Annotated in this window: 25 protein-coding genes and 2 tRNA genes; 9 read left to right on the top strand and 18 right to left on the bottom strand. The window is 66.3% G+C overall.

Annotated features, from left to right (window positions below; all coding sequences use genetic code 11):
* Nucleotides 1-65: 65 nt before the first annotated feature.
* The 3 genes from N5J73_RS16290 to N5J73_RS16300 are packed head-to-tail and all read left to right on the top strand — an operon-like array spanning nt 66 to nt 4,832.
* Nucleotides 66-683 carry a DUF4126 domain-containing protein gene (locus N5J73_RS16290; RefSeq protein WP_049448414.1) on the top strand — a complete coding sequence of 206 codons (618 nt, stop codon included), beginning with the start codon at nt 66-68 and terminating at the stop codon, nt 681-683.
* 44 nt (nt 684-727) lie between these two features.
* Nucleotides 728-2,614 carry an EAL domain-containing protein gene (locus N5J73_RS16295; RefSeq protein WP_049448415.1) on the top strand — a complete coding sequence of 629 codons (1,887 nt, stop codon included), beginning with the start codon at nt 728-730 and terminating at the stop codon, nt 2,612-2,614.
* A gap of 1 nt (nt 2,615) precedes the next feature.
* Nucleotides 2,616-4,832: an ATP-binding protein gene (locus N5J73_RS16300; protein ID WP_049448417.1), complete on the top strand. Its 2,217-nt coding sequence runs from the start codon at nt 2,616-2,618 to the stop codon at nt 4,830-4,832.
* A gap of 58 nt (nt 4,833-4,890) precedes the next feature.
* On the opposite strand, the gene bfr is transcribed toward N5J73_RS16300, so the two are convergent.
* The 4 genes from bfr to N5J73_RS16320 form a co-directional block, all read right to left on the bottom strand.
* Complete coding sequence (gene bfr / locus N5J73_RS16305; protein WP_005419804.1) at nt 4,891-5,361, bottom strand: bacterioferritin; 471 nt, start codon at nt 5,359-5,361, stop codon at nt 4,891-4,893.
* Between the two features lie 144 nt (nt 5,362-5,505).
* Entirely contained in the window at nt 5,506-5,715 is a 210-nt protein-coding gene (locus N5J73_RS16310; RefSeq protein WP_005411309.1) for a bacterioferritin-associated ferredoxin, read from the bottom strand.
* Nucleotides 5,716-5,815: 100 nt separating this feature from the next.
* A complete protein-coding gene (locus tag N5J73_RS16315; RefSeq protein ID WP_239684362.1) occupies nt 5,816-6,013 on the bottom strand; it encodes a hypothetical protein in 198 nt (65 codons plus the stop codon).
* A 118-nt stretch (nt 6,014-6,131) separates the two neighbouring features.
* Nucleotides 6,132-6,755, bottom strand: coding sequence for an RNA pyrophosphohydrolase (locus tag N5J73_RS16320; protein ID WP_049448418.1), 624 nt, complete (start codon nt 6,753-6,755; stop codon nt 6,132-6,134).
* Between the two features lie 121 nt (nt 6,756-6,876).
* Between N5J73_RS16320 and N5J73_RS16325 the strand changes: the two genes are divergently transcribed.
* Together N5J73_RS16325 and N5J73_RS16330 are read left to right on the top strand one after the other, a co-directional pair.
* Nucleotides 6,877-6,953: transfer RNA gene (locus N5J73_RS16325), tRNA-Met, on the top strand.
* Between the two features lie 55 nt (nt 6,954-7,008).
* Nucleotides 7,009-7,083, top strand: a tRNA-Gln gene (locus N5J73_RS16330).
* Nucleotides 7,084-7,406: 323 nt separating this feature from the next.
* Here N5J73_RS16330 and rpsI read toward each other — a convergent pair.
* Both rpsI and rplM read right to left on the bottom strand, forming a co-directional pair.
* Nucleotides 7,407-7,799, bottom strand: a complete 393-nt coding sequence (rpsI, locus tag N5J73_RS16335) for a 30S ribosomal protein S9 (RefSeq protein ID WP_005411311.1) — start codon at nt 7,797-7,799, stop codon at nt 7,407-7,409.
* A gap of 2 nt (nt 7,800-7,801) precedes the next feature.
* Complete coding sequence (gene rplM, locus N5J73_RS16340; protein WP_005414692.1) at nt 7,802-8,230, bottom strand: 50S ribosomal protein L13; 429 nt, start codon at nt 8,228-8,230, stop codon at nt 7,802-7,804.
* 197 nt (nt 8,231-8,427) lie between these two features.
* Here rplM and coq7 point away from each other — a divergent pair, with 197 nt between their 5' ends.
* Nucleotides 8,428-9,072: a 2-polyprenyl-3-methyl-6-methoxy-1,4-benzoquinone monooxygenase gene (gene coq7 / locus N5J73_RS16345; RefSeq protein WP_049448419.1), complete on the top strand. Its 645-nt coding sequence runs from the start codon at nt 8,428-8,430 to the stop codon at nt 9,070-9,072.
* Nucleotides 9,073-9,144: 72 nt separating this feature from the next.
* Here coq7 and sugE read toward each other — a convergent pair whose 3' ends face one another.
* The gene (gene sugE, locus N5J73_RS16350) at nt 9,145-9,465 is read right to left on the bottom strand and encodes a quaternary ammonium compound efflux SMR transporter SugE (RefSeq protein ID WP_005419816.1); all 321 of its coding nucleotides are present in this window, start codon (nt 9,463-9,465) and stop codon (nt 9,145-9,147) included.
* A 168-nt stretch (nt 9,466-9,633) separates the two neighbouring features.
* Entirely contained in the window at nt 9,634-10,428 is a 795-nt protein-coding gene (gene speD, locus N5J73_RS16355; RefSeq protein ID WP_014648662.1) for an adenosylmethionine decarboxylase, read from the bottom strand.
* Between the two features lie 149 nt (nt 10,429-10,577).
* On the opposite strand from speD, the gene crp reads away from it, so the two are divergent.
* Both crp and N5J73_RS16365 read left to right on the top strand, forming a co-directional pair.
* Nucleotides 10,578-11,267, top strand: coding sequence for a cAMP-activated global transcriptional regulator CRP (gene crp, locus N5J73_RS16360; RefSeq protein WP_010482649.1), 690 nt, complete (start codon nt 10,578-10,580; stop codon nt 11,265-11,267).
* Nucleotides 11,268-11,329: 62 nt separating this feature from the next.
* The gene (locus N5J73_RS16365; protein WP_279941198.1) at nt 11,330-12,091 is read left to right on the top strand and encodes a sulfite exporter TauE/SafE family protein; all 762 of its coding nucleotides are present in this window, start codon (nt 11,330-11,332) and stop codon (nt 12,089-12,091) included.
* A 116-nt stretch (nt 12,092-12,207) separates the two neighbouring features.
* Here the strand turns inward: N5J73_RS16365 and N5J73_RS16370 are convergent, their stop codons facing one another.
* The 10 genes from N5J73_RS16370 to N5J73_RS16415 form a co-directional block, all read right to left on the bottom strand.
* Nucleotides 12,208-12,924: a haloacid dehalogenase-like hydrolase gene (locus N5J73_RS16370; RefSeq protein WP_154349764.1), complete on the bottom strand. Its 717-nt coding sequence runs from the start codon at nt 12,922-12,924 to the stop codon at nt 12,208-12,210.
* Nucleotides 12,921-13,715 (bottom strand): indole-3-glycerol phosphate synthase TrpC, encoded by a 795-nt coding sequence (trpC, locus tag N5J73_RS16375; protein ID WP_049426871.1) that lies wholly within the window; start codon nt 13,713-13,715, stop codon nt 12,921-12,923. The genes N5J73_RS16370 and trpC overlap by 4 nt, the downstream gene beginning before the upstream one ends.
* 74 nt (nt 13,716-13,789) lie before the next feature.
* Nucleotides 13,790-14,821, bottom strand: coding sequence for an anthranilate phosphoribosyltransferase (trpD, locus tag N5J73_RS16380; RefSeq protein WP_049443905.1), 1,032 nt, complete (start codon nt 14,819-14,821; stop codon nt 13,790-13,792).
* Nucleotides 14,822-14,837: 16 nt separating this feature from the next.
* The gene (locus N5J73_RS16385; protein WP_049448425.1) at nt 14,838-15,425 is read right to left on the bottom strand and encodes an aminodeoxychorismate/anthranilate synthase component II; all 588 of its coding nucleotides are present in this window, start codon (nt 15,423-15,425) and stop codon (nt 14,838-14,840) included.
* 2 nt (nt 15,426-15,427) lie between these two features.
* Complete coding sequence (locus N5J73_RS16390; RefSeq protein ID WP_154349765.1) at nt 15,428-16,204, bottom strand: SIMPL domain-containing protein; 777 nt, start codon at nt 16,202-16,204, stop codon at nt 15,428-15,430.
* A gap of 67 nt (nt 16,205-16,271) precedes the next feature.
* Entirely contained in the window at nt 16,272-17,747 is a 1,476-nt protein-coding gene (trpE, locus tag N5J73_RS16395; RefSeq protein ID WP_019338578.1) for an anthranilate synthase component I, read from the bottom strand.
* Between the two features lie 300 nt (nt 17,748-18,047).
* Nucleotides 18,048-18,977: a lipid kinase YegS gene (gene yegS / locus N5J73_RS16400; protein WP_154349767.1), complete on the bottom strand. Its 930-nt coding sequence runs from the start codon at nt 18,975-18,977 to the stop codon at nt 18,048-18,050.
* A 223-nt stretch (nt 18,978-19,200) separates the two neighbouring features.
* The gene (locus N5J73_RS16405; protein ID WP_049448432.1) at nt 19,201-19,683 is read right to left on the bottom strand and encodes a GNAT family N-acetyltransferase; all 483 of its coding nucleotides are present in this window, start codon (nt 19,681-19,683) and stop codon (nt 19,201-19,203) included.
* A 59-nt stretch (nt 19,684-19,742) separates the two neighbouring features.
* Complete coding sequence (gene rpe / locus N5J73_RS16410; protein WP_005414702.1) at nt 19,743-20,417, bottom strand: ribulose-phosphate 3-epimerase; 675 nt, start codon at nt 20,415-20,417, stop codon at nt 19,743-19,745.
* A 29-nt stretch (nt 20,418-20,446) separates the two neighbouring features.
* Entirely contained in the window at nt 20,447-20,776 is a 330-nt protein-coding gene (locus N5J73_RS16415) for a DnaJ domain-containing protein (RefSeq protein ID WP_005411327.1), read from the bottom strand.
* A 141-nt stretch (nt 20,777-20,917) separates the two neighbouring features.
* Between N5J73_RS16415 and N5J73_RS16420 the strand changes: the two genes are divergently transcribed.
* On the top strand, nt 20,918-21,844 hold the full coding sequence (locus N5J73_RS16420; RefSeq protein WP_049448436.1) for a phosphoribosylaminoimidazolesuccinocarboxamide synthase: 927 nt from the start codon (nt 20,918-20,920) through the stop codon (nt 21,842-21,844).
* The last annotated feature ends 129 nt before the right edge of the window (nt 21,845-21,973 follow it).

The following is a 21,973-nucleotide window of genomic DNA, read 5'->3' on the forward strand; positions in this document are numbered from 1 at the left end:
GGCGTTCAGGCACGCCATCGTCGATAGTGTGGCCCCCTGCACAGTTCCGTCGCCGGAGCATCGCCATGACCGAAGCCCATCTGTTCGTGATCGGCATCCTGCTGGCCTGGCTGGCCGGCATCCGCGTCTACCTCACCGTGTTCGGCGTCGGCCTGGCCGGCCTGCTCGGCTGGGTCGACCTGCCGCCGGCCCTGCAGGCCACTGAGTCGTGGTGGGTGCTGGGCACTTCGGCGGCGCTGGCCGTGACCGAGTTCTTTGCCGACAAGATCCCCGGTGTGGACTCGGTCTGGGATCTGGTACAGACACTCGCGCGCGTGCCTGCCGGCGCCTTCCTTGCCGCTGCCACGCTGTCGCCGGACGGCCAGCTGGGCACCGGTGCGCTTGCCGCCGGCGCCGGTGTCGCGCTGGCCAGTCATGGCCTGAAGGCCGGCACCCGCGCCCTGCTGAACACCTCGCCGGAACCGGCCAGCAACTGGGTCGCGTCCGCTGCCGAAGACACCGTGGTGATCGGCGGCCTGGCACTGGCGCTGGCGCACCCGTGGATCGCGCTGATCGTGGTGCTGGCCTGCAGCCTGGCCGGCGCGCTGCTGGTGTGGCTGGTCTGGCGCACCTTGTGGAAAGGCGTGCGCTGGCTGGCGCGCGGCGCATCGGCAGCACCGCCGGGGCACACCGGTACCGGTTGAGCACCGGGCTTGTCGCATAATGGACGCGAACACCAGGAGCACCGATGGCCGCAAACGAATCCCCCGCGGGCGCCCGCCCGGGACGCGCTGAAACCCCTCCGGCCGATCATTGGCAACGCTGGAGCGCCGAGACGGCCAGCAGCGCTCCGGCCGCACCCGCAGCAGTCACGCCACAGGGTGCCGCCGCCGATGCCCCGGCCATCCACAGCGCACCACCGCCGCTTCCCGGTCCGGTGGTGCTGGCCGAGGCCGGCAACAACGACCAGGCGCCGCCGCCGTCCGATTCACCGTATCGCGTGCTGATCGTCGAGGACGACCGCGCGCAGGCCCTGTTCGCACAGAGCGTGCTGCACGGCGCCGGCATGCAGGCGATCGTGCACAGCGATGCCGACGGTGCGCTGCAGGCGATCAAGGAGCATCGCCCTGACCTGATCCTGATGGACCTGCACCTGCCCGGCCTGGACGGCATGCGTCTGACCGCGCTGATCCGCCAGCAGCCCGGCCTGCAGCTGCTGCCGATCGTGTTCCTCAGCGGGGACCCGGACCCGGAACGCCAGTTCGAGGTGCTCGACAGTGGCGCCGATGACTACCTGAGCAAGCCGATCCGTCCGCGCCACCTGATCGCCGCCGTGGCCAACCGCATCCGCCGCGCACGTGCGCAGGCCGCGACCCTGCCCGGTGCCACCGGCGCACCGGCCACCAGCAACCCGGAAACGGGGTTGCCGACGCGTCATCACGTGCTGCAGCAGCTCAACGCCGCACTCGCCCACCGCGACCGGGGCGGTGTGCTGTTCGTGGAGGTGTCCAGCGCGCTGGGACTGCGCGAGCGCTATGGCTATGCAGCCTTCGAGCGCCTGATGGTGCAGGCGGGGCAGCGCCTGGCGGAAGCCGGCCACCCGCACCTGCTGGCACGCCTGAATGACAACAGTTTCCTGCTGCTCGTACGCAATACCGACGAGGACAGCCTGGAAGGCGTCGCCGCAACGCTGCGCGAGCAGTTGTCGGCGCGCGCCTTCGTGATCCGCGACGACGAATCCGTGCACCTGCGCGGCGTGGTCGGCTACGCGCCGCTGTCGTCCGGCTTCGAGGATGCCAACAGTGCGCTGGAGGCCGTCGAACGCACCACGCTGCAGGCACGCCTGCTCAGCGCCGGCGTGGCAGGCCACGTGCACCGCGACGTGATCAGTGAGCAGGAGCACCTGGCGTTGCTGGAAGGCCAGCTGGAACTGGCCTACCAGCCGATCGTCGCTGTGGCCGGTGGCAACACCGCGCAGTACCAGCTGCTGCTTCGCCTGCGCCAGGCTGACGGCACGGTGCTGGCAGCCGGCCAGGTGATCCCGGCCGCGGAAGCCGCCGGGCGCATCGCCGACCTTGACCAGCAGGTGATGGATCATGCGCTGGGCCTGCTGGACCTGTACCGGCACGCGACGCAACCGCTGAACCTGTTCGTTTCGCAGTCACTGCGCACCCTGCAACGCGATGCGTTCGCGGATTGGCTGCTGGAATCGCTGCAGCAGCGCGACCTGCCCGGCAGCGCGCTGGTGATCGACGTGCGCCTGCCCGACGCGCTGATCCATGCCGTGCCGCTACAGCAGTTCTGCCAGCGCATGGCCGGCGCCGGCGTGCGCTTCTGCCTGAGCCAGTTCGAGCCCGGGGGCGAGGCTGACGCGTTGCTGGGCCAGCTGCCGTTGTCATTCGTGCGCATGGCCGCACGCTTCTCCAGCAGCCATGCCAACCCCGCCACACGCGAAGAACTGCGCAAGGCGATCGAACGGGCACATGCAGAAGGGTTGCAGATCATCGGCCAGCAGATCGAGGATCCGCAGGCTGCAGCCGCGATGTGGGTCGGCGGGGTCGATTACATCCAGGGCAACATGGTGCAGTCGGCCGGCAGCGACCTGAACTTCGACTTCCACAACGCGGTGCTCTGACATGCCGCTGTGGGGCGCGCTGCTGGTTGCCCTTGCTGCGGCCGCCATGGCGCTGCTGTTGGGCCTGCGCCTGCGCACGCGCAGCCGCGCACTGGCCCAGCTGCGGCGCGAGCACAGCGCGCTGGCCGCCGAGCGTGACCAGCTGCGCCACACCACCGAACGCCAGGGCCAGCTGGAACAACAGCTGCTGCAGGCCAAGCAGGCCGCCGAAGCGGCGGTGCTGGCCAAGGGCGAGTTCCTGGCCACGATGAGCCACGAGATCCGCACGCCGCTCAACGGCATCCTGCCAATGCTGGAGCTGATCGCGCGTGGGCCGCTGGGCGAGGACCAGCGGCAGATGCTGGCTACCGCCTCGGCCAGCTCGCAACAGTTGCTGCGCATCGTCGACGACATCCTCGATTACTCACGGCTGGAAGCGCAGGCACTGGAACTGGAGATCACCAGTTTCAATCTGCGTGACCTGCTTGATGGCGTCGTGCAGCTGATGCAGCGCGCGGCCGATTCCAAGGGCCTGTCGCTCGACCTGCAGCTGGATCCCTCCGTGCGCCTGCCGGTGCGCGGCGACCCGGTGCGCCTGCGCCAGGTGCTGAGCAACCTGCTGGCCAACGCGATCAAGTTCACCGCGCGCGGCCAGGTGCAGTTGCGCGTGCAACGGCTGGGCGAAGGTCCTGCACAACACCAGCTGCGCTTCGAGATCATCGACACCGGCATCGGCATCGATGCGGCCCTGCAGGCTCGCCTGTTCCAGTCCTTCAGCCAGGCCGACGCCTCCACCACCCGCATCTACGGCGGCACCGGCCTGGGCCTGGCCATCTGCAAGCGCATCATCGACCTGATGCACGGGCGCATCGGCGTGCAGTCCACGCCGGGCCACGGTGCGACATTCTGGTTCGAGATCCCGCTGTTGAAGGTGCCCGGCGACCTGCCGGCAATGGCGCGCACGCCGGCCCCGCTGCTGCTGTTCAGTACCGATGCGATCCTGCAGGCGCGCATCGAGCGCATCGCGGCCCATCATGGACTGCAGGTGCATGCGCTGGCGCAGGCCAACGCCGTGGTCGAGCGCCTGCGCGCGGCACCACGGCCGGCGCAGCCGGCTCCGGCCTGGCTGCTGGTCGATGCACGCGCGCGCCGCATCGGCGAAGTGACCCTGCAGCAGGCGTTGGCCGAGCGTGGCGAGGACGACGCGCTGCAGGTCCTGTGGCTGCAGGACGATGCTCTTCCGGCACGCCCGCGCCAGCGTCAGCTACCCGCGCACTTTGATGACGCCGCACTGCATGCGCTGCTGGCTGCACCGGCCGCGCCTGCGCGCCCTGCCGCGTTGCTGGCCAATGTCGAAGAGGGGCAGCCCACGCCCCCGCTGCCGCCCTTGCACCTGCGGGTGCTGCTGGTGGAGGACAACACAGTCAACCGGATGGTGGCCGAGCATCTGCTGCGCGTGTTCCAGTGCGAGGTGCGCAACGCCACCGATGGCGAGCAGGCGCTGACCGCCCTTCGCGAAGGCGGCGTGGACGTGGTGCTGATGGATTGCCAGATGCCGGTGCTGGACGGCTACGCCGCCACGCGCCACTGGCGTGCGGAAGAAGCAGAAACCGGGCGCGCGCGGCTGCCGATCATCGCGATGACCGCCAATGCCATGGCCGGGGATCGCGAGCGCTGCCTGCAGGCCGGCATGGACGACTACCTGTCCAAGCCAATCGCACGCGCCACGTTGCATGCGCTTTTGAAGCGCTGGGGGGACGGTAAGGCTGCATCACCTGCACGGCCTTCTGCAGAGCCGGGCCATGCTCGGTTGACGGCCAATAGCAGTCGCGCTCCATCAGCCGAGCATGGCTCGGCTCTACAAGACGACGACAGCCGAGTCGGCTCCAAGCCACAGCCGGTACTCGACCGCGATGTGCTGGACGAGCTGCACGCGGTGATCGGCGACTCCGCACTCCAGATCCTTTCGGTGTTCCTGGACGACGCCCCGGCGATGGTGCAGCAGCTGCAGCAGGCTGCGCAGAGCGGCGACGGACCACGCCTGAAGGCGGTCGCGCACAGCCTGAAATCATCGAGTGCGAACGTGGGGGCCTTGTCGCTGTCGGCAATCGCGCAGCGGATCGAGCACGAGGCCCGCAGCGGAAGCCTGCAGCGCCCCGCGGTGGCGGTGGCGCTGCTGGTGGCCGAATTCGCCCGTGCGCGCGTGGCACTGACGGGCTACCTGGCACAGCATCGGTAGAGTCGAGCTTGCTCGACTATCGCCATGCTGATCACAGTCGAGCAAGCTCGACGCTACATCACTCTTCCAGCTTGCTCAGCAGGTACTTCGGCTCGCCGATACGCTCGATCAGGTCGAGCTGGGTCTCCAGCCAGTCGATGTGCTCTTCTTCCGAATCCAGAATCTTCACGAACAGCTGACGGCTGACGTAGTCGCCGACCGAATCGGAATAGGCCACGGCCTCGCGCAGGGTCACCACGCCGTCGCGTTCCAGCGACAGGTCGCACTGCAGGATCTCGGTCGGGTTCTCGCCAATGCGCAGCTTGCCCAGCGCCTGGAAGTTCGGCAGGCCTTCGAGGAACAGGATCCGGTCGGCGAGCATGTCGGCATGCTTCATCTCGTCGATCGATTCCTTGTACTCGTGTTCGGCCAGTTCCTTGATGCCCCAGTTCTTCAGCATCTTGGCGTGCAGGAAGTACTGGTTGATCGCGGTCAGCTCGTTGTAGAGGACCTTGTTGAGGAATTCGATGACCTTGGTGTCGCCCTTCATGGGGGGTGCTCCTGCACGCTGAAAACGCAGGCACTTTAACGCCTTGCGTGCGGGCTTGAAGGAACGCGAATCGTGCGCATTGGCCTGTGCGGCCGCACGTGAAGGATGCGAAAACGCGCCGTCAACGCGGCACGAAAGAGACGATCAGGCGACCTGGGCCAGACCGAGGACCGGCAACGGCAGATCGTGGGTGGCACGCGCCTTGGCCAGCAGATCGCCAGCCATGTCCAGGCAGGAACCGCAGGTAGCGCCACATCCGGTACGCATGGTCAGTTCGGCCACCGTGCTGACGCCATGGCTGGCGGCTTCGCGGATCTGGTGGTCGGTGACTCCGTTGCAGATGCAGACGTACACAGGCGTGAACCGGGCTGACAGGCCAGGAGTGGCCTGTTGGCTATTCCAATGGAAACGAGAATGGTTGTCAATCAGAGACCTGAACCATTCTCGATACCGTTCAGAGTACGACTGCACATACCAGCGCCAGCACCGACGTGCTGAAAAAAATGATCAGCCAGTACAGGCCGCCGCCTGCCGCCCTCAAGCGCAGCAGGTAGTCCGCGAGGTACAGGGCAGCGGCACAATTCGCAATGGTGAGGACCACACCCAGCTCAAGCGGAATCGTTGCGCTGCTACCGAACATCACCACGCCCATCGTCATCCAGGGCAGGCTGACCAGTCGGACAGCCAGGTTCTGCTGGACATAGTCAGCGGGGATGCGTTTCAGGGGATGCGTTTCAACGGATCGGCCCGTGGTCTGCGCGGCGCCCCCATCAAACCGCCCCCGGCTCACCCTTGGCCTTGCGCGGCCAGTAGCCACCACGCTTGGGCGTGCGCTTGCGGGGCCTGTCGTGGCCGGCCGCGTGGCCCGGCATCCAGGCCTCGGCAGCGCTCTTGGGCATCGCGCTGACGCCCTGCCCGGCCACCCCGCGCGCCAACGGCGCCAGGTGTCGCAGGGCACGCGCATAGACGCCACGCTTGAACATCACCACGTGCTCCACCGGGTACCAGAAGTCCACCCAGCGCCAGTGGTCGAACTCGGGCGAATCGGTATGGTCCAGCTGCACATGCGATTCATCGCCGGTCAGGCGCAGCAGGAACCAGACCTGCTTCTGGCCGATGCAGACCTGCCGCTCGTTGCGGCGGATGGCGCGCGCCGGCAGCTTGTAGCGCAGCCAGCCGGGCGTCGCCCCGAGCACTTCCACATGCTCAGGCAGCAGGCCGGTCTCTTCCTGCAGTTCACGATACATGGCCTCGACAGGCGTCTCGTCGGTGTTCATGCCACCCTGCGGGAACTGCCAACCGTCCCGGCGCACACGTCGTGCCCAGAACACCTGGCCGTCCTGCCGCATCAGCACGATGCCGACGTTCGGTCGATAGCCGTCCGGATCGATCACGATGCGGACTCCTAAGAAAATCTACTGGTTGGGACTATCCCATGCCCTCTGTCGGCCCACAAGCACGACACAAAAGTGTTGACAGGGACGATACACATCCGCAGAATAGCGGGCTCACCAAGGCTATGTAGCTCAGCCGGTTAGAGCACAGCACTCATAATGCTGGGGTCGGTGGTTCGAGTCCACCCATAGCCACCACACTGAAAATCAAGTTGTTTTCCAGTGTGAAAAGTGAGAAAATAGTTGCACGTTTTGCCCCGTCGCCAAGCGGTAAGGCACCTGACTCTGACTCAGGCATTCGGTGGTTCGAATCCATCCGGGGCAGCCAAATTAAAAGCAAAAGGCCAGATCGAAAGATCTGGCCTTTTGCTTTTAATCTGGTCGCGCATTCCACCTTATCCCCGCGCCTGTCGGCGCACCCCCTTGAACATCAAGGGGGCTCCCCTCCAGAGAGAGGCCCGGGGTCGGATCCTTTTCCAAAGGAAAGGGCTCTGACCCCACCCCTTCCGAGATGCGAAACCATGGGTAGTGCCGGCCGCTGGCCGGCAACCCGGAAATGCATCCCCCCGAAACGACAAAAGCCCGGCCGAAGCCGGGCTTTTGCTTTTCCATCCAGCGGGCTCTCGAAGGAGCCCAACCAGGCGCGGTAAATCAGCGCTTGGAGAACTGGGTGGCGCGGCGGGCCTTGTGCAGACCGACCTTCTTACGCTCGACTTCACGGGCGTCACGGGTCATGAAGCCAGCCTTGCGCAGCTCGGACTTCAGGGTTTCGTCGTACTCGACCAGAGCACGGGCGATGCCCAGACGGATCGCACCGGCCTGGCCGGTGGTGCCGCCGCCAGCGGCGGTGACCAGGATGTCGAAGCTTTCGGTGTTCTTGGTCAGCTCGAGCGGCTGGCGCACGATCATGCGCGCAGTCTCACGACCGAAGAACTCGTCCAGCGGACGGCCATTGACGGTGATGTTGCCCGAACCCTTGCGCAGGAACACGCGAGCGGTGGAGGACTTGCGGCGGCCAGTGCCGTAGTTTTGAGTGATAGCCATGATTAGATATCCAGAACCTGCGGCTGCTGTGCGGCGTGCGGATGCTCAGTGCCGGCGTAGACCTTGAGCTTGCGGTACATCTGGCGACCCAGCGGGCCCTTCGGCAGCATGCCCTTGACGGCGATCTCGATCACGCGCTCCGGGTGGCGCTCCAGCGCCTGTGCCAGGGATTCGGTCTTCAGGTTGCCGATGTAACCGGTGAAACGGTGATACATCTTGTCCTGCAGCTTCTTGCCGGTGACGGCAATCTTTTCTGCATTGATGACGACCAGGTAGTCGCCGGTATCAACGTGCGGGGTGTAGACCGGCTTGTGCTTGCCACGCAGACGGCGGGCCAGCTCGGTGGCGAGACGGCCCAGGGTCTTGCCCTCGGCGTCGACGAGGTACCAGTCGCGCTGGACGGTCTCGTTCTTGGCAGTGAAAGTGCTCATGAAGAACTCTAGGTTAGGTCGGGCTCATTGCGGCGAAAGGCTCGCCGGAACTCTGCCACGCGTTGTGAAAAGGTGAAGCGTAAGAGGTGGGATTGTACTCACCTTGCAGGGCTCGCGCAACCCGCACCCAAGGCCGGGTTGGCAGGGGCGCGGGGCCGGGCGAGAATCGGGGGTCTTCCGCCCCACCGTGTACCGCCATGACCGTGCCCCGCCAGATCACCCCGCTGGACCACCTGCTGACCGAGGCGCAGCGCGCCCTGGACACGGTGTTCGGCAACCCGCCGGCGGCCCGCCCCTACCCGGCCGCGGACACGGGTGAGCCGGGCATGGACAGCGCCGAACGTCGCCACGCGGCCGGGCTGATGCGGATCAACCACGTCGGCGAGGTCTGCGCGCAGGGCCTGTACTTCGGCCAGGCCGCCGTGGCCCGCGACCCGGCCACGCGTGAACACCTGCTGGAAGCGGCCCAGGAAGAGACCGACCACCTGGCCTGGTGCGCCGCCCGGCTGGGCGAACTGGACAGCCGGCCCAGCCTGTTCAACCCGCTCTGGTATGCCGGCAGCTACACCATCGGCACCCTGGCCGGGCTGCGTGGCGACGGCTGGAACCTGGGCTTCGTGGTCGAGACCGAGCGCCAGGTGGAGGCGCACCTGGACGAGCATCTGGTTGACCTGCCGGCCGGTGACCTGCGCAGCCGCGCGGTCATCGCCGTGATGAAGGACGACGAGGCCCGCCATGCGGAGCACGCCGAACAGGCCGGCGCACGCCGCCTGCCATTCCCGATCCCCGGCGTGATGGCAGTGGCCTCCAAGGTGATGAAGACCATCGCCTACCGCATTTGAAGGGTTGCCCGCACCAACGGTGCGGGCCTACCAAGAGGTGCGGTGGGGCCCGACCGTTGGTCGGGCCATCAATCAGTTCGGCGAGACCAGCTTCAGGCCGATCACACCCGCCACGATCAGGCCCACGCAGGCCAGGCGGGCCGGCGATGCGCTGTCGTTGAACAGGTAGATGCCCAGCACCGCCACGCCCATGGCGCCGATACCGGTCCAGATCGCGTAGGCCGTGCCGACCGGGATGCTCTTCATCGCCTGGCTCATCAGGTACAGGCTGATCAGCGCGGACACCACCGTGGCAACGGTGGGAAGGGGTTTGCTGAAGCCTTCGGAGTACTTCATTCCGAGGGCAAAACCGATCTCGAACAGACCGGCCAGCAGCAGGTAGATCCAGGGCATGGGTGGGGGCTCCTTACCTTTTTTGAGAAAAACGAAACGGCCCGGTGTTTTCACACCGGGCCGTGGGTCGGTACATCACCGTGGAACCATGTCGCCTGCGCGACACCAGTTCCACGGGGCGGGTCGTCCCGCCTGGGCGGCGATGCCTGCGGGCATCGCGCATGGGGCTTACTCGGACAGGTTCCGGCCGTGGAACAGCTCTTCGATCTCGCGCTTGAGCAGCGCTTCGATCTTCATGCGTTCCTTGAACGACAGGTTCTTGGCCTTTTCCTCGAACAGGTACTGGTCCAGGTCGAAGTCCTTCAGGTGCATCTTCGTGTGGAAGATGTTCTCCTGGTAGACGTTGACGTCGAACATCTCGTAACGCGACTTGATGTTCTTGGCCAGGAAGTTCTGGATCGAGTTGATCTTGTGATCGATGTAGTGCTTCTTGCCCTTCACATCGCGGGTGAAGCCACGGACGCGGTAGTCCATGATCACGATGTCCGACTCCAGACTCTCGATCAGGTAGTTCAGCGCCTTCAGCGGCGAAATGACGCCACAGGTAGCCACATCGATGTCGGCGCGGAAGGTCGCGATACCTTCCTGCGGGTGCGTTTCCGGATAGGTGTGCACGGTGATGTGCGACTTGTCCATGTGCGCGACCACTGCGTCGGGAATCAGCTCCTTGCCGGCCTGCTTCTTGTCGATCACCGGTTCTTCGGAGATCAGGATGGTCACCGAGGCACCCTGCGGATCGTAGTCCTGGCGGGCCACGTTCAGGATGTTGGCGCCGATGATCTCGGCGACATCGGTCAAGATTTGAGTCAGCCTGTCGGCGTTGTACTCTTCATCGATGTATTCAATGTAACGCTGACGCTCCTCTTCGGTGCGCGCGTAACACACGTCATAGATGTTGAAGCTCAGCGCCTTGGTGAGGTTGTTGAAACCCTGCAGCCTCAGGCGAGGCAACGGCTTGACCACGGCGGTCGATTCCTGTGTGAGAAGAGAAAGGGGGAATTATGGGGCAAACTGTCCCCGGGGGGAACGTGAAGATCGCTCACATCTGGCACACTGTTTGCCCTTAACAATTGCGCTGGTTAAGCTCCGCTATCGACCCCGTGAATCCGTTCATGCGCAGAGGGAGCGCTCCTATCGTGTCAACCGTGCGCCTAGCTAGCAGTCCACTGGCCCTGGATATCGCCACAATCGATCGTTTCCTGGCGCACAGCCACAGGCGGCGATACCCCACCCGTACCGACGTCTTCCGACCCGGTGACCCGGCGGGAACCCTGTATTACGTCATCAGCGGCTCGGTTTCGATCATGGCCGAGGAAGATGACGATCGCGAGCTGGTGCTGGGTTACTTCGGCGCCGGCGAGTTCGTGGGTGAGATGGGTCTGTTCGTCGAATCGGACCGCCGCGAGGTGATCCTGCGGACCCGTACCGCCTGCGAACTGGCCGAGATCAGCTACGAGCGCCTGCATCAGCTGTTCCTCGGCCCGCTGTCGGCCGATGCCCCGCGCCTGCTGTACGCGCTGGGACAGCAGATTTCCAAGCGCCTGCTCGACACCAGCCGCAAGGCCAGCCGCCTGGCATTCCTGGACGTTACCGACCGGATCGTGCGCACCCTGCACGACCTGGCGCAGGAGCCGGAGGCGATGAGCCATCCGCAGGGCAGCCAGCTGCGCGTCTCGCGCCAGGAACTGGCCCGCCTGGTCGGCTGCTCGCGCGAAATGGCCGGCCGCGTGCTGAAGAAGCTGCAGACCGACGGCCTGCTGCACGCCCGCGGCAAGACTGTGGTTTTGTACGGCACCCGTTGACCGTTGACCACCTGGTGGGTGCGGACCTTGGTCCGCACTCCTTCGCGCGCTAGGCTCGGTGCATGGAACTGAGCAGCGAATACTGGTGGTTCATCCTCATCGGCCTGGGCGCACAGCTGGTTGACGGCGCACTGGGCATGGCCTTCGGCCTGGTCTCCTCGTCGGTGATGCTGAGCATGGGCCTGCCCCCGGCCCAGGTCAGCGCCAGCATCCACACCGCTGAAGTGTTCACCACCGGTGCCTCGGGTGTGTCGCACCTTGCAGCCGGGAATGTCGATAAACGCCTGTTCCTGCGGCTGGCCCTGCCCGGTGCGGTGGGCGGCGCCCTGGGCGCGTACGTGCTCACCCAGATCCCCGGTGACATCATCCGCCCGCTCATTTATCTGTACCTGCTGGTGCTGGCGATCATCATCCTGGCCCGCGCCGCGGGGCGCTGGATGCCCAGGGGCGAGATCCGCCGGGTACCGGTGCTGGGCTTCTTCGCGGGCCTGCTCGACGCCAGCGGCGGTGGCGGCTGGGGGCCGATCGCCACGTCCACCCTGCTCGCCCGTGGCGGCCAGGCGCGTACCACCATCGGTACGGTCAATGCGGCCGAGTTCGTGGTCACGTTGACGGTGTCGGCGACCTTCCTGCTGTCGATGGGCGTGCAGCACCTGCAGATCGTCGCCGGCCTGCTGATCGGCGGCATGATGGCCGCGCCGGTGGCGGCGATCCTGGTCAAGCGGGTGAAGGAGCGCTGGGTACTGGTGGCCGTTGGTGTGCTGGTGCTGGGTATCAGCCTGTTCCAGATCGGCCACGCGGTGTACGGGCACCTGTACCGCTGAGCGCAAGGACCTGTAGAGCCGAGCCATGCTCGGCTGCTCCTGGCGGGAAAGCAGTCGAGCACGGCTCGACTCTACAAAGGCAGCCGAGCATGGCCCGACTCTACAACAGGCTCGAATCAGGCCTTGTCGCCACCGCGGTCCACGCAGCCCCAGTTGAGGATGCGGGTGCCCGCCGGCAGCACGCGGCGGAAGAAGTCCACCCTGCCCGGCTTCGGGTTCACCACCACCGGCGCCTTGGCAGCCAGCAGCAGCGGCAGGTCGGCGGTGCTGTCGGAATAGGCGATGTCGATGTCGCCGTAGCCGCGCTCGCGCAGCATGCGCATCTTCTCTTCATTGTGGCAGTGGCGGGTCGGGCCGACGCCGCCCAGCCGTGGGCCGACCTCGGTGCCGATCACCGGCACGTCCTGATGGGCAACGAAGGTCAGGATCGCGCGTGCAAGCTCCGGCGGCGCGCCGGTGGCGACCACCACGCGGTCGCCCTTGGCTCGGTGCGCGGCGAACACCTCCAGCGCCTGCGGCAGCAGCTTGGCACGCATCTGCGCCTCGTTGCGCAGCACATAGGCGTCGATGACCTTGTTGAAATCACGCGCGCGGTGCAGGCCGAAGCTGCCGATCCACACATAGACCGAAATGCCGGTACGACGGGTCGGCAGCATCGCCACCAGCGGCCCGGCGATCGGCGTGACCAGCAGCGCGGCCAGCATCCGCAACGGGTTGCGCTTGATCAGCGAGGCGAACAGATGGGTGCCCGAATCGCCGTCATAGAGGGTGTGGTCGAAATCGAAGACCACCAGCGGCGCATCATCGCGCGGCGTCGGATAGTGCGTTTTCATGCCGCGAAGAATAGCTGACGCAGGCCCTCGCCCGGTTCTTCCACGCGCATGAAGGCCTCGCCGACCAGGAACGCATGGATGCCGGCGTCGCGCATCAGCGCCACGTCCTGCGGGCCGAGAATGCCGCTCTCGGTCACCAGCAGGCGGTCACGCGGCACCGCCTTCTGCATGTCCAGCGTGGTCTGCAGCGACACCTCGAAGGTGCGCAGGTTGCGGTTGTTGATGCCGATCATCGGCGCCGGCACCTGCAGCGCACGCTCCAGCTCGTCGATGTCGTGCACTTCCACCAGCACGTCCATGCCCAGCGACAGCGCCAGTTCGGACAGGGTGGCCAGCTGGGTGTCGTCCAGCGCGGCGACGATCAGCAGGATGCAGTCGGCGCCCAGCACGCGCGCCTCGTACACCTGGTAGGCGTCGATCACGAAGTCCTTGCGCAGCACCGGCAGCGTGCACGCCTCGCGGGCCTGCTGCAGATAGGCGTCGGCGCCCTGGAAAAAGTCCACGTCGGTCAGCACCGACAGGCAGCTGGCGCCGCCGAACTCGTAGCTGACGGCGATGTCGGCCGGGCGGAAATCCGGGCGGATGACGCCCTTGGAGGGACTGGCCTTCTTCACTTCGGCAATCACCGCCGGGTCGCCGTTGGCCACCGCCGCCTGCAGCGCGCGCACGAAGCCACGTACGGGCGGGGCGCTGGCCAGGGCGGCCTGCAGCTCCTCGAGCGGGCGCTGGGCGCGGCGCTGGGCCACTTCTTCGGCCTTGCGGGCCAGGATCGTCTGCAGGATGTCGCTCATCGTCTTCGGTTCGGTGCGGGGGCGGTGAGGAGGGCCATTATCGGCCATCGACGGGGTCAGGCTGAACCGCGCGCTCAGGCAACCAGCGCGCGGGTGGTCTCCACATACTGCTGCAGGCGCTGGCGGGCGCTGCCATTGGCGATGGCGGCCCGGGCCCGGGCCAGGCCATCGCCGATGTCGCTGGCCACGCCGGCCACGTACAGGGCGGCGCCGGCGTTCAGCGCGACGATGTCCAGTGCCGGGCCCGGCTCGTTGTCCAGCACGGCGCGCAGCATCTGGATGGACTGCTCCGGGCTGTCCACGCGCAGGTTGCGGCTGGCCGACATGGCGATGCCGAAGTCCTCCGGGTGGATCTCGTATTCGCGCACCTTGCCGTCGCGCAGCTCACCCACCAGGGTGCCGGCGCCCAGCGAGATCTCATCCATGTTGTCGCGGCCCCAGACCACCATGGCGCGCTCGGTACCCAGCTCGCGCAGCACGCGTGCCTGGATACCCACCAGATCGGGATGGAACACGCCCATCAGCACCGACGGCGCGCTGGCCGGATTGGTCAGCGGACCGAGGATGTTGAAGATGGTGCGCACGCCCATCTCGCGGCGGACCGGCGCGACGACCTTCATCGACGGATGATGGATCGGCGCAAACATGAAGCCGATACCGGTCTGCTCGATCGCAGCTGCCACCTGGGCCGGCTGCAGCTCGATGGCCGCACCCAGTGCTTCGACCGCATCGGCGCTGCCGGACTTGGACGACACGCTGCGGTTGCCGTGCTTGGCCACGCGCGCACCGGCTGCGGCCGCCACGAACATCGCGCAGGTGGAGATGTTGAAGGTATGCGAGCCATCGCCACCGGTACCGACGATGTCGACCAGGTGGGTGCTGTCGGCCACCGGCACCGCCAGCGCGAATTCGCGCATGACCGTGGCCGCGGCCGCGATCTCGTCGATGGTTTCCTTCTTCACGCGCAGGCCGGTGAGGATGGCGGCGGTCATCATCGGCGACACGTCGCCGCGCATGATCTGCCGCATCAGGTCGACCATTTCATCGAAGAAGATTTCGCGATGCTCGATGGTGCGTTGCAGGGCTTCCTGGGGGGAGAAGCTCATCGGAATACTCCTTGGATCAGGCAGCCGGGCGCTGCAGGAAATTGCGCAGCAGCGCGTGGCCATGCTCGGTGAGGATGGATTCGGGGTGGAACTGCACGCCTTCCACCGGGAACTGGCGGTGGCGCAGGCCCATGATCTCTTCGATCGAGCCATCCTCGTTCTCGGTCCATGCGGTCACTTCCAGCGCGTCGGGCAGGCTGTGCTTGTCCACCACCAGCGAGTGGTAGCGGGTGGCCTGGTAACGGTCCGGCAGGCCGGCGAACACGCCCTTGCCTTCATGGCGGATGGGCGAGGTCTTGCCGTGCATGATGTTGCCGGCACGGATGACGGTGCCGCCGTAGACCTGGCCGATGCCCTGGTGACCCAGGCACACGCCGAGGATCGGCGTGGTCGGCCCCAGGCGCTGGATCAGCTCCAGCGACACGCCCGCCTCGTTGGGCGTGCACGGGCCGGGCGAAATGACGATGCGCTCGGGCTTCTGCGCGGCGATCTCGTCCACGCTCATCGCATCGTTGCGCACCACCTTGACCTCGGCGCCCAGCGTCTGCAGGTACTGCACGAGGTTGTAGGTGAAGCTGTCGTAGTTGTCGATCATCCACAACATGGTCAGGTTCCGTCGCTTATCAGGAAAATGGCGTATACGTTTTCGGTGTAGGTGATGGGGCCGGCTTCGATGGATTCGCGCGCGCGCGCGCCGGTTGTCTCGATGCTGGTCTGCGCCGGAGCCGGCGGGCTGGGCGGCGTGACCATGTCACCACCGCGGGGCCAGCTGCCTGCCTGCACGCCGTAGGCGAAGTTCGGGGCCACGTCGGAGATGCTGTAGAGGCCGGTGATGCGCGCGCCGTAGGCCGTGGCAAGGTGCTTGGCGGAGGCGCGTGTCTGCGTTGCCGCTTCGGCCTTGAGTTCGCCACGCAGTGCGGCTTCCCTGGAGTAGCCAGGCCGCATGCTGCTGATCTGCAGGTCCTCGCTGGCATCGACCGCGCGCAGGAAGGCCTGCAGGTCACCGGTGGTGCCGAAGCTGCCCTTCAGGCGCCGGCTCACCCGCGTGCCCAGGTATTCCTGCTTGCCCTGCACGCTATAGCGGTAGTCCGGCTGGATGGTCAGGTTGTCGGCTACCACGCTTTCCGGCAGTGCATGGTTTCGCTTGAACGCACTCAACACTGCATCGACATTGCCCTGCACGCGCGAGCGCGCTGTATCCGGCTGAAGATCGGTGGACTTGACCAGCAGTTCGACCGCGAACCGGTCCGGCATCACCGTTCGCGCGCCCTCACCCTTCACCAGCAGGTGCGGCTGCGAGGGAATGGTATTGGCCTGCGCCCACGCAGACGGCGCCATCGTGGCCAGCAGTGACGACCACAGCAATGCGCTCAGCAGCTTCATGCGGTACTCCTTGTCTTGAATGGGAACAGCGGACGGTGCCGCGGCGCAGGCCACGGCACGGGGAGGATCACAGGCCCTTGGCGGCCTGGGCGACGGCGCGGAACAACGCGCGGCCCTTGTTCATCGTCTCGTCCCATTCCTTGTCCGGGTCCGAGTCGTAGACGATGCCGGCACCGGCCTGCACGTACAGGCGGCCGTCCTTGATCACCGCGGTGCGGATCGCGATCGCGGTATCGGCGTCGCCGTGCCAGCCGATGTAGCCGATGCTGCCGGCGTAGACGTTGCGCTTGATCGGTTCCAGCTCGCGGATCACTTCCAGCGCGCGGATCTTCGGCGCGCCGCTGACGGTACCTGCCGGGAACGTGGCACGCAGCACGTCGGCATAGCTCAGGCCCGGCTGCAGCTGCCCGGTCACTTCGCTGACGATGTGCATGACGTGGCTGTAGCGCTCGATCACGAACTGCTCGCCCACTTCCACGGTGCCGGCCTTCGAGACACGGCCGGCATCGTTGCGGCCGAGGTCGATCAGCATCAGGTGCTCGGCGCGCTCCTTCGGATCGGCCAGCAGCTCGGCTTCCAGCGCCAGGTCCTGCTCGACGGTTGCACCGCGCGGGCGGGTACCGGCGATCGGGCGCACGGTCACTTCGCCATCCTGCAGGCGCACCAGGATTTCCGGCGACGAACCGACCACCTGCAGGTCGCCCACATCCAGGAAATACATGTACGGCGACGGGTTCAGTGCACGCAGCGCGCGGTACACATCCACCGGGCGCGCCTTGAACGGCACGCTCAGGCGCTGGCTCAGCACCACCTGGAAGATGTCGCCGGCGCGGATGTACTCCTTGCTGCGCTGGACCGCATCGACGAAGCCTTCGCGGGTGAAGCCGGAGACGAAATCGGACTCGTCCAGCACGTCGCTGTTGAGCGGTGCGGGATAACCGGCGCCCGGTGCGCGCAGCTTGGCCGTCAGTGCATCCAGGCGCGCCTGCGCCTGCTCGAAGGCACCCTCGACCCGCGGGTCGGCGTGCACGATCAGGTACAGGCGGCCCTTGAGGTTGTCGAACACCGCCAGCTCGTTGGAGTCCAGCAGCAGGATGTCCGGCGTGCCCAGCTCATCGCGGCCGGCCGGCGGGGCCAGGCGCGGTTCGATGTAGCCGATGCACTCGAAACCGAACCAGCCGACCAGGCCACCGGTGAAGCCCGGCAGGCCTTCCAGCTTCGGCACCGAGTGGGCGCTGCGCAGCGCCTCGACCTCGGCGAACGGGTCGGCCACCTCGCGGGTTTCCACCACCTGGCCATCCTCGCGCACGGTCAGGGTGTGGCCGTGGAAGGCATACACGCGGCGCGCCGGCAGGCCGATGATCGAGTAACGACCAAAGCGCTCACCGCCTTCGACGGATTCAAACAGGTAGGTATTGGGGCCGTCGGCGAGCTTCAGATAGACCGAAAGCGGCGTGTCCAGGTCGGACAGCACTTCACGGACGACGGGAATATGGGTGTGGCCTTCAGCGGCCTGCTGCTGAAACTGAGCGTGCGAGTTCAAGACGACTTTCCTTCCGGGACACAGCGTTATGGGGCCGGACGACGGCAACGGGCCACCATCGCCACCAACGGCGTGCGGAAGAAAGGGTATGCGGGGTCGTCAGGCTGGACACCCCTTGACTGTATCGCAGGATCGGCGGGAGGGGAACCCTGGGAAACTGAACCACGGGACGGGCGGGGCCAGCCACGGGAACCGACGACGCGGACCGGTAGAGTCGACTGTTAGTCGACTTGCGCGCGTAGCGCGGGGTTTTACGCCGTCGGAACGAAGAGCAGTCGACTAACAGTCGACTCTACCTCCCTACCCACCCAGCAACGGGCAACCGGCCGGCAGGTGCATGCGTACCCGGCCCGGTACGCACTCGATCCGGAACCGCTGGGCCTGCACAGGTTCACCGTCGAGGTTGAGCGTCAACGGGCGCTCGGACTCCACCTGCAGCCACGGCAGCCGCGCGCGCGTTGCCAACTGTTCCAGCGCGGCCTGGGTGCCGGACTTCAGCATCTGGCCGAGCGTGGCCGTGACTTCACCCTCCAGCTCCGGAAGCACGGTCACATCCAGCAGCCCATCATCGATCAGTGCCTGCGGACACAGTTGTTGGCCGCCACCGGCCTGGCGACCGTTGCCGATGCCGAGCGCGATGAAATCGCCTTCCCACGCGAAATCCGGGCCCGACAGGCACGCGTGGATCGGCTCGATCCGCCCCAGCTTGGCGATGCCGGTGATCACGTAGGCCAGCCCGCCCAGCATCTTCTTCAAGCCGGCATCGGTCTCCACCGTCACCTGCGTGCCGAAGCCACCGCTGGCGAGATTGGCGCACCACCATTGCGTGCCATCGGCGTCCACGCGCAGAAGATCGATCGCATGCGGCGTCGCCTGCCCGATCAAGGCGAAGGCCTCCCTCGGCTCGGTGGGAATGCCGGCGGCCGTGGCGAAGTCGTTGGCGGTCCCCATCGGAATCAGTGCCAGTGATGGCAGCGCATCCGCTGGTTCCTCACGGTGCGCCAGGGTCTCGGCCACCGCACTGAGCGTGCCATCGCCACCGGCGGCCACGATCACGTCCACACCATGATCGATCGCCTCGGCCACGTAGCGTTCGGCGTCGCCGTCCTCCCACGTCACCCGCACTTCCAGTTGCACGCCCTGCCCGCGCCAATGGCCGACGGCGTCGCGCAGGGCGTCATCGCCGGCGGATTTACCGTTGAGGATCAGGCGCCAGCGCGGGGTGGTCATGCAGAGCTTCCAAGGATGCGGTGGCACAGGCTAGCAATGCGCTGTTTGTCCGCAGTGAATGTCACGCAGATGTCATTCAGCTACCGGAGAATGGGAGGCCATAGCAGGGACGACTGATGGAGGCAGGATCAGCCTCCCACGCATGCAGCGAGGCCACGCCAGTGATTGGCGTGGCTTTTTTTGCCCAGCAGTAGATCCACGCCATGCGTGGATGCACGTCATCTCACCCGTTGGCGAAATCGTGCAGCGCCTGGCCCTGCAGCCGGTACACGGTCCACTCATCCTGCGGTTTCGCGCCGGCGGCGGTGTAGAACTCGATGGCCGGGGTATTCCAGTCCAGCACCGACCATTCGAAACGACCGCAGCCCTCGGCCACGGCCTGGCGTGCGATGTACTTCAGCAGTGCCTTGCCGGCGCCGGCGCCGCGCTTTTCCTGGCTGACATACAGGTCTTCCAGGTAGATGCCCTTTCGGCCCAGCCAGGTCGAGTAGTTATAGAAATACACGGCGTAGCCGATGGCCTCGCCGTCGGCTTCGCAGATCAGTGCGCGTGCAGTGGCATCGGGACCAAACAGGCTCTCGGCGATGCCGATCTCATCGGTCTGCACCGAATGCTCGGCCTTCTCGTAGATCGCCAGCTCGCGGATGAAATGCAGGATCAGGCCAGCATCGGCCTCGGTGGCCGGACGGATGTTCAACAGTGCCATGCGCAGATAAAGGGGACGGAGGGAATTAAACGAGATTAATCCCCTCCGTCCCCTTTTTGTCAGCGTGCCGCGGCGACGTTCGCACGCATCTGCGCGATCACGTCCTGGTAGCTGGTCTTGGCGTTGAAGATGGCCGAGCCGGCGACAAAGGTGTCGGCACCGGCAGCCGCGATCTCGCCGATGTTGTCGGCCTTCACGCCGCCGTCGATCTCCAGGCGGATGTCCTTGCCGCTGGCATCGATCATCTTGCGCACCACCTTCAGCTTGTCCAGCGCCGAGGGGATGAAGGCCTGGCCACCAAAGCCCGGGTTGACCGACATCAGCAGCACCAGGTCCAGGTCGTCGAGCACCCAGTCGAGGATATCCACCGGGGTAGCCGGGTTCAGCACGATGCCCGGCTTGCAGCCCAGCGAGCGGATCAGCTGGATGGTGCGGTGCACGTGGCGGCTGGCCTCCGGGTGGAAGCTGATGTAGGTGGCACCGGCCTCGGCAAAATCCGGAATGATGCGGTCCACCGGCTCGACCATCAGGTGCACGTCGATCGGGGCGGTGACGCCGTGCTTGCGCAGCGCCTGGCAGACCATCGGGCCGATGGTCAGGTTCGGCACGTAGTGGTTGTCCATCACGTCGAAGTGGACCCAGTCCGCGCCGGCGGCGAGGACGTTGTCGACTTCCTCGCCGAGGCGGGCGAAGTTGGCGGACAGGATGGAGGGGGCAATGAGGCAGTGGGACATGGCCGGGCCTTGCAACGAGGGGAAAGAGGTCAGCGCTTGCGCAGGGTCTTGATGCGGTCGTAGGCGGCATTGATCCGCCGCGACTTCTGCTCGGCCTGCTGCTGCAGCTCGGGGGCGGCGCCGCCAAGCTTGTCGGGGTGGTACTGCGAGATCAGCTTGCGGTAGGCGCGCTCGACCTCGGCATCGGTAGCCTCGGAGGTCAGCCCCAGCTCCCGGTATGGGTTCTCCTTGTTCAGGCGGAACCAGTCCGAGTCAAAGGCATGGCCGATCAGCAGGCCGACCACTGCACCAAACAGCGGATTGGGCCGGAACAGCAGGGCGCCGGCGATGAATCCGAGCAGTTTTCCGTACCAGCGCATGGCGCTCCGGGGTCGACCGACGAAATGGACGCTCATTTTACGTCACAGCGGGCCCGGACGGCTTTACACTAGGCCGCCCGCTGGTCAGCGGGCCCGCCGGGTCCGTTGGGCAGCCGTATCGACAACGCCCCAGGAGTGCCCGTGCCAACCACGCTGTTGCAATCCGATCTCCCCGGCCTGCCCTTGCGCCACCGCGGCAAGGTGCGTGATGTGTTCGATATCCCGCGCGAGCGGCTGCCCGCAGGGACCCCGCCGGGCGACTACCTGCTGATGGTAGCCACCGATCGCCTGTCGGCGTTCGACGTGGTCCTGCCCGACCCGATTCCGGGCAAGGGCGAGATGCTCTGCCAGGTTTCCAACTTCTGGTTCGCCAAGACTGCGCACCTGATGCCCAACCACCTGACCGGCATCGACGTGGCCAGCGTGCTGCCCGAGGGCGTGGACCCGGCCCTTTACGCCAAGCGCGCGGTGGTCACCCGCAAGCTGAAGCCGGTGCCGGTGGAGGCGATCGCCCGCGGCTACCTGATCGGCAGCGGTTGGAAGGATTACCAGCGCACCGGCAAGGTCAGCGGCATCGACCTGCCCGACGGCCTGCGCCAGGCCGAGCAGCTGCCCGAGCCGATCTTCACCCCCTCGACCAAGGCCGCTGTTGGCGACCATGACGAGAACATCGATTTCGATGCGATGGTGAAGCAGGTCGGTGCGGACCTGGCCGAGCGCGTGCGCGACGCCACCCTGCGCATCTACAAGTTCGCCGCTGATTACGCGCGCGAGCGCGGCATCATCCTGGCCGATACCAAGTTCGAGTTCGGTACCGACGCCGATGGCCGCCTGTACATCATGGACGAGATGCTGACGCCGGATTCCTCGCGTTACTGGCCGGCCGACGAGTACGAAGTGGGCACCAGCCCGCCGAGCTACGACAAGCAGTTCGTGCGCGATTACCTGGAGACGCTGGACTGGGGCAAGACCGCCCCGGGCCCGAACATCCCGGCCGAGATCATCGAGCGCACCCGCGCCAAGTACGCCGAGGCGCTGCAGCGCCTGGCCGGGATCAGCGTCGACTGATCCCCCTGTCCCCGTCCGGAAGGGCGGGGGCGTATTGAAGGCGCGACCGCCGACGGCGGTGCGCCTGCTGGGATGCGGTCGACTGCGTAGAGTCGACTGTTAGTCGACTGCTCTTCGTTCCGACAGCGA

The sequence above is a fragment of the Stenotrophomonas sp. GD03654 genome (assembly GCF_029845105.1).
In the GTDB taxonomy this organism is placed as follows: Bacteria; Pseudomonadota; Gammaproteobacteria; order Xanthomonadales; family Xanthomonadaceae; genus Stenotrophomonas; species Stenotrophomonas africana.

Bases quoted from the DNA above. Each gene is read 5' to 3' on its own strand.
- N5J73_RS16290 (WP_049448414.1), top strand. From the start codon at position 66: ATGACCGAAGCCCATCTGTTCGTGATCGGCATCCTGCTGGCCTGGCTG.
- N5J73_RS16295 (WP_049448415.1), top strand. From the start codon at position 728: ATGGCCGCAAACGAATCCCCCGCGGGCGCCCGCCCGGGACGCGCTGAA.
- N5J73_RS16300 (WP_049448417.1), top strand. From the start codon at position 2,616: ATGCCGCTGTGGGGCGCGCTGCTGGTTGCCCTTGCTGCGGCCGCCATG.
- bfr (WP_005419804.1), bottom strand. From the start codon at position 5,361: ATGAAGGGCGACACCAAGGTCATCGAATTCCTCAACAAGGTCCTCTAC.
- N5J73_RS16315 (WP_239684362.1), bottom strand. From the start codon at position 6,013: ATGGGCGTGGTGATGTTCGGTAGCAGCGCAACGATTCCGCTTGAGCTG.
- rpsI (WP_005411311.1), bottom strand. From the start codon at position 7,799: ATGGCTATCACTCAAAACTACGGCACTGGCCGCCGCAAGTCCTCCACC.
- rplM (WP_005414692.1), bottom strand. From the start codon at position 8,230: ATGAGCACTTTCACTGCCAAGAACGAGACCGTCCAGCGCGACTGGTAC.
- coq7 (WP_049448419.1), top strand. From the start codon at position 8,428: ATGACCGTGCCCCGCCAGATCACCCCGCTGGACCACCTGCTGACCGAG.
- sugE (WP_005419816.1), bottom strand. From the start codon at position 9,465: ATGCCCTGGATCTACCTGCTGCTGGCCGGTCTGTTCGAGATCGGTTTT.
- crp (WP_010482649.1), top strand. From the start codon at position 10,578: ATGCGCAGAGGGAGCGCTCCTATCGTGTCAACCGTGCGCCTAGCTAGC.
- N5J73_RS16365 (WP_279941198.1), top strand. From the start codon at position 11,330: ATGGAACTGAGCAGCGAATACTGGTGGTTCATCCTCATCGGCCTGGGC.
- N5J73_RS16370 (WP_154349764.1), bottom strand. From the start codon at position 12,924: ATGAAAACGCACTATCCGACGCCGCGCGATGATGCGCCGCTGGTGGTC.
- trpC (WP_049426871.1), bottom strand. From the start codon at position 13,715: ATGAGCGACATCCTGCAGACGATCCTGGCCCGCAAGGCCGAAGAAGTG.
- trpD (WP_049443905.1), bottom strand. From the start codon at position 14,821: ATGAGCTTCTCCCCCCAGGAAGCCCTGCAACGCACCATCGAGCATCGC.
- N5J73_RS16385 (WP_049448425.1), bottom strand. From the start codon at position 15,425: ATGTTGTGGATGATCGACAACTACGACAGCTTCACCTACAACCTCGTG.
- N5J73_RS16390 (WP_154349765.1), bottom strand. From the start codon at position 16,204: ATGAAGCTGCTGAGCGCATTGCTGTGGTCGTCACTGCTGGCCACGATG.
- yegS (WP_154349767.1), bottom strand. From the start codon at position 18,977: ATGACCACCCCGCGCTGGCGCCTGATCCTCAACGGTAAATCCGCCGGC.
- N5J73_RS16405 (WP_049448432.1), bottom strand. From the start codon at position 19,683: ATGGCACTGTTGAACATCCGTCCGGCCACCGAGGCCGATGCTGGCCTG.
- rpe (WP_005414702.1), bottom strand. From the start codon at position 20,417: ATGTCCCACTGCCTCATTGCCCCCTCCATCCTGTCCGCCAACTTCGCC.
- N5J73_RS16415 (WP_005411327.1), bottom strand. From the start codon at position 20,776: ATGCGCTGGTACGGAAAACTGCTCGGATTCATCGCCGGCGCCCTGCTG.